The 3,723-nt window shown below is 66.8% G+C and carries 5 protein-coding genes; 3 read left to right on the forward strand and 2 right to left on the reverse strand.

Going from position 1 to position 3,723, the window contains the following annotated elements; genetic code table 11:
• Positions 1–184 (forward strand): RidA family protein (locus OXF11_10680; GenBank protein ID MCY4487563.1); only part of this gene is annotated, 184 nt, incomplete at its 5' end.
• A gap of 63 nt (positions 185–247) precedes the next feature.
• On the opposite strand, the gene xth is transcribed toward OXF11_10680, so the two are convergent.
• Both xth and OXF11_10690 read right to left on the reverse strand, forming a co-directional pair.
• A complete protein-coding gene (gene xth, locus OXF11_10685) occupies positions 248–1,021 on the reverse strand; it encodes an exodeoxyribonuclease III (GenBank protein MCY4487564.1) in 774 nt (257 codons plus the stop codon).
• A gap of 12 nt (positions 1,022–1,033) precedes the next feature.
• Positions 1,034–1,828 carry an ATP-binding cassette domain-containing protein gene (locus OXF11_10690; GenBank protein ID MCY4487565.1) on the reverse strand — a complete coding sequence of 265 codons (795 nt, stop codon included), beginning with the start codon at positions 1,826–1,828 and terminating at the stop codon, positions 1,034–1,036.
• A 147-nt stretch (positions 1,829–1,975) separates the two neighbouring features.
• On the opposite strand from OXF11_10690, the gene OXF11_10695 reads away from it, so the two are divergent.
• Both OXF11_10695 and OXF11_10700 read left to right on the forward strand, forming a co-directional pair.
• Positions 1,976–2,725, forward strand: a complete 750-nt coding sequence (locus OXF11_10695; GenBank protein ID MCY4487566.1) for a 3-oxoacyl-ACP reductase FabG — start codon at positions 1,976–1,978, stop codon at positions 2,723–2,725.
• A gap of 38 nt (positions 2,726–2,763) precedes the next feature.
• Positions 2,764–3,510: an SDR family NAD(P)-dependent oxidoreductase gene (locus OXF11_10700; protein MCY4487567.1), complete on the forward strand. Its 747-nt coding sequence runs from the start codon at positions 2,764–2,766 to the stop codon at positions 3,508–3,510.
• Positions 3,511–3,723 lie beyond the last annotated feature (213 nt).

A 3,723-nucleotide genomic window follows, 5' to 3' on the forward strand; every position in this document is an offset into this window, starting at 1 on the left:
CTTCCTCACGCGCCGTGAGGACGTGTTCGACATGCGCGACGCGATGTACGCGTTCTTCGAGGAGCACGAGCCCGATCTGCGGGCGCATCCCCGTCCCGCCACCCTGCTGCGCGGCGTCGGCATCGATCTGCAGGACATGCTGATCGAGATCGAGGCCTGGGCGGCGGTTCCGCGCCAGAAGTAGTCCGGCAATCGCGGCGCGGGGGTCCGGGAAAGCCCGGGGCCCCGAGCCGTGCCGACCCCAACCCTACGGCCAGTCCAGCTCCGCCATCACCGGCGCGTGATCCGAGGGCTTCGAGCCCTTCCGCTCGTCCCGGTCGACGCCGGCTGACGTCGTCCGCGACGCCAGTTCCGGCGTGGCCAGGATGTGATCGATGCGCAGCCCCTTGTTGCGCGGGAACCCGAGCTGGCGGTAGTCCCACCATGAATAGAGCCCCGGCTGCGGATTGTGCTTCCGGACCACGTCTTCGAGGCCCCAGTCCAGCAGCCGCGTGATCACGCCGGTCATGTCGGCATTGAACAGCACGCTGCCGCGCCACACGTCCGGCTCGGCCACGTCGGCCACGTCCGGCGCGATGTTGAAGTCGCCGGAGATCAGCAGCGGGGTGTCCGGCGCGTGAGTCTTGTCGAGGTAGGCGAACAGGCGCTCCAGCCATTCCTGCTTGTATACGTATTTGTCCGATTCGGGTTTGTCGCCGTTGGGAACGTAGACGGAGATGAACCGGGCACCCTGGATCATCCCGCAGATACAGCGCGCCTGCGGATCGTCCACGCCGTCACCGAACCCGATCCGGATGTCGTCGAGGGGTTCACGCGACAGGATCGCCACGCCGTTGTAGGTCTTCTGGCCGTGTACCGCGGCGTGGTAGCCCAGCTCCTTCACGGCGTCGTGGGGGAACTGCTCGTCCGTGACCTTGGTCTCCTGCAGACAGACCACGTCCGGGCCCTGCCGTGACAGCCAGCTCAACAAACGCTCCTCCCGGGCGCGGATCGAGTTCAGATTCCACGTGACAACCTTCAAGTTCGCCTCCTCTCAGGCCCCCATGGACCAATAGCGTCCGTTGCTTCGCCTCAATGCCAGCGGTGTCTCGTAGAGCTCCCGCAGCAGCGTCTCGGTGATGACCTTTTCCGTCTCGCCCGACCGGAACACGCGGCCGCCCTTGAGCACCAGCGTGTTCTCGAAGGCGGGCAGGATCTCCTCGATGTGATGCGTGACGTAAACCAGCGCGGTGGCGTCGGTGGTGCGCCCCAGCTCCTGGAGCGCCGCCAGCAGGCTTTCCCGCGCTCCCGGGTCCAGGCCCGCGCACGGCTCGTCCAGGAACATGAGGTAGGGGCGAGCCATCAACGCCCGGCTGATGAGCACCTTCTGCTGCTCTCCCTGGGACAGCGTACCGAACGCCTGGTCCCTCAGCCTCAGGCACCCCATGCGCTCCATGAGGCCCTCGGCACGCGCGAAGTCCTCCTCCACGGGACGCACCGTCGACATCTCCAGCAGGCCGATCTGCGCGAACTTGCCCGACACCACCGTCCGCAGCGCGCGTTCCCGTGCCGGGATCTGGGAGGCCAGGGAGACCGTGACCCAGCCGATGCCCTTGCGCAGCTCGCGAAGATCCCCCCGCCGGCTGCCGTTCCGGTAAACGGTGCCCCCTTGGTTCGGCCACAGGTACCCGCACGCCATCTTCAGCAGCGTGGTCTTGCCCGAGCCGTTGGGTCCCAGGATCACCCAATGCTCGCCCTGGTGCACGGTCCACTCGATGGAGTCGAGAATCGTGCGCTGCCCGGCCGAGTAGGAGACGTTGCGGATGTCGAGTGGGACCTGAGTGTTCATGTTGTCGGGCTCTCCTCGGACGAGACTCCTTCCTCCGTCATTCCCGCCCCGGACCCCGATCGAGGTCGGGAATCCAGGAGCGATTGATGCGGAGCATTTCCCGGAAACCGTTGCCAACGCGGGTGGAAGGTTCTAAATAGCATTCCCATGCGCAGACTCGAAGGCCGGACGGCCATTGTCACCGGAGGCGGGCAGGGGATCGGCGAGGCCATCGCCGTGGCCATGGCGGAAGAGGGCGCGAGCGTCTTGGTGGCGGAATTGCGGGAAGACACCGCCGCCGCGGTGCAACGCCGGATCGAGGAGGGCGGGGGAATCGCTCTCGCCCACGCCACCGACGTGTCCCACGACGCTTCCGTCGACGCCATGGTGGAGGCCTGCCTGAACCGTTTCGGCAGGGTCGACATCCTGGTGAACAACGCCGGCATCTACCCCACCAGCACGGTGGCGGACATGGCCGAGGACGAGTGGGAGCGGGTCATCGGCACCAACCTGTTCGGGACGTTCCTGTGCAGCCGCGCCGTGACGCCGCACATGCTGGAACAGCGGAGCGGGCGCATCATCAGCATCACCTCCGGCCGGGGACTCCAGGGGGCGGACAACGGCGCGCATTACGCGGCCTCCAAGGGCGGCATCATCGGCTTCACCAAGAGCCTCGCCCTGGAGCTGGCGCCCGCCGGCATCGCCGTCAACTGCATCTGCCCCGGAGTGTCCGACACCGCGCAGCCCCGCGGCCACCGCACGGAAGAGGAGCTCTACGCCAGCGCCGCCAGGATTCCCCTCGGCCGCATCGGGCAGCCGCGCGACATGGCCAAGGCGGCGGTCTTCCTCGCCAGCGACCGGGGCCGGTTCGTCACCGGGCAGACCTTGGTGGTCAACGGCGGCGCGATCATGCAGTAGGGTCGGGAACAGCGGGACTTGAGAATAGGGATGAGGACATGATGGAATCCAAGGTGGTTGTCGTGACCGGCGGTGCCAGCGGTATCGGCCGAGCCACGGTGCTGCGCTTCAGTGAAGAGGGCTACCATCCGGTGATCCTGGACCGGGACGCCGACACCGGAGCGGCGACGTTGGCTCTCCTCGAAGACAAACCGGTAGAGGGGCGGTTCTTCGAGGCGGACCTGACCCGAAAGGCGGAGGTGACGGCGGCGTTCGAGAAAATCCTCTCCGCCTGCGGTCGCATCGATGTCCTCGTGAACCTCGCCGGTGGCACCTTCCACAAGGGTGCCGTCCACGATGTCAGCCCCGCGCAGTGGAAGGAGTGCCTCGACCTGAACCTCAAGACCACCTTCCTGTGCTCTCAAGCGGTGATCGCGCCCATGAAGCGGGCGGGGCAGGGGACCATCGTCAATACAGCCTCCAACTTCGGCGTCACCGGTGGCGCGGAGCGCACCCACTACGCCGCCTCCAAGGCCGCCATCATCGCTTTTTCCAAGTCCCTGGCCACGGAACTGGCACCCCACGGCATTCGCGTGAACACCATCGCCCCCGGCCTCACCGGCACCCAGCGCGTCCGCGGCAAGTACGACGCGGACGAGTGGGCCGCGCTGTCCGGCACTCTGCCCATGGGGCGCGCGGCCATGCCCGAGGAGATCGCCGACGGCGTCTTCTTCCTCGCCAGCGACGAGAGCGACTACGTAACCGGTGCTACCCTGCACGTCAACGGCGGCATGGTCATGCCGTAGCAGGGCCACTGCTCCGGGCGGCAGTCCTGCCACCGAGGACACGAAAATGGCAAACGACGAAGCGCTGGCCGAACGAATATTGCGCCAGGCGAAGTCCTGGAAAGGAGGATGCCATGAGCTGAAACCTTTCGTAGCGATCCAGCGGGTTCGACACCCGCCCGGCAAAGGCGTAGCCAGCCAGCCGGAAGCGAGTCTTGCATGGCGAGCGGCAAC

This window comes from Deltaproteobacteria bacterium (assembly GCA_026712905.1).
GTDB lineage: Bacteria > Desulfobacterota > Binatia > UBA9968 > JAJDTQ01 > JAJDTQ01.